This window comes from Streptomyces sp. NPDC001922, from assembly GCF_042891165.1.
In the GTDB taxonomy this organism is placed as follows: domain Bacteria; phylum Actinomycetota; class Actinomycetes; order Streptomycetales; family Streptomycetaceae; genus Streptomyces.
Window position 1 is genome coordinate 1 of sequence record NZ_JBIASV010000030.1, and the last position, 1070, is coordinate 1070.

Sequence of the window (1070 nt, forward strand, 5' to 3'; positions counted from 1 at the left end):
GGCCGTCAGTCCTTGATGTCGCAGATGACGGCGCCGGCGGAGATGGAGGCGCCGACCTCGGCGGTCAGTCCCTTGACGGTGCCCGTGCGGTGGGCGTTGAGGGGCTGTTCCATCTTCATCGCCTCCAGGACGACGACCAGGTCGCCCTCCTGGACCTCCTGGCCGTCCTCGACGGCGATCTTGACGATGGTGCCCTGCATCGGCGAGGCCAGCGTGTCACCCGAGGCGGCCGAGCCGGCCTTCTTCGACGCCTTGCGCTTGGGCTTCTTCCCCGCGGCCACCGGCGCGGCGGCCATCCCCAGCGACGCGGGCAGGGAGACCTCCAGACGCTTCCCGCCGACCTCGACGACCACCGTCTCCCGGCCGGCCGCCCCGTCCTCGTCCTCCGCACCCGCAGCCGCGAACGGCGGGATCTCGTTGACGAACTCGGTCTCGATCCACCGCGTGTGCACCGCGAACGGGCCCTGCCCGCCCTTCGCCTCCGGAGCGAACGCCGGATCGGCGACCACCGCACGGTGGAACGGGATGGCGGTGGCCATGCCCTCGACCTGGAACTCCGCCAGCGCCCGCGCCGCCCGCTGCAGCGCCTGCCCACGGGTCGCACCGGTCACGATCAGCTTGGCCAGCAGCGAGTCCCACGCCGGGCCGATCACACTGCCCGACTCCACCCCCGCGTCCAGCCGCACACCCGGACCGGCCGGCGGGCTGAACAGGGTCACGGTGCCGGGGGCGGGCAGGAAGTTGCGGCCCGGGTCCTCACCGTTGATCCGGAACTCGAAGGAGTGCCCGCGCACCGGCGGGTCCTCATAGCCCAGTTCCTCGCCGTCGGCGATGCGGAACATCTCCCGCACCAGGTCGATACCGGTGACCTCCTCGGTGACCGGGTGCTCGACCTGCAGACGGGTGTTGACCTCCAGGAAGGAGATCGTGCCGTCCGCACCGACCAGGAACTCCACCGTCCCGGCACCGACGTAGCCGGCCTCCTTCAGGATGGCCTTCGACGCCGCGTACAGCTCCCGGTTCTGAGCCTCGCTCAGATAGGGGGCGGGGGCCTCCTCCACCAGCTTCTG

General features: G+C 71.3%; 1 protein-coding gene. It reads right to left on the bottom strand.

The window, feature by feature from the left end; all coding sequences use genetic code 11:
• Positions 1-5: 5 nt before the first annotated feature.
• Positions 6-1070: biotin/lipoyl-containing protein (locus tag ACFYYR_RS31700; RefSeq protein ID WP_388861377.1), on the bottom strand; the 1065-nt coding region annotated here is incomplete at its 5' end.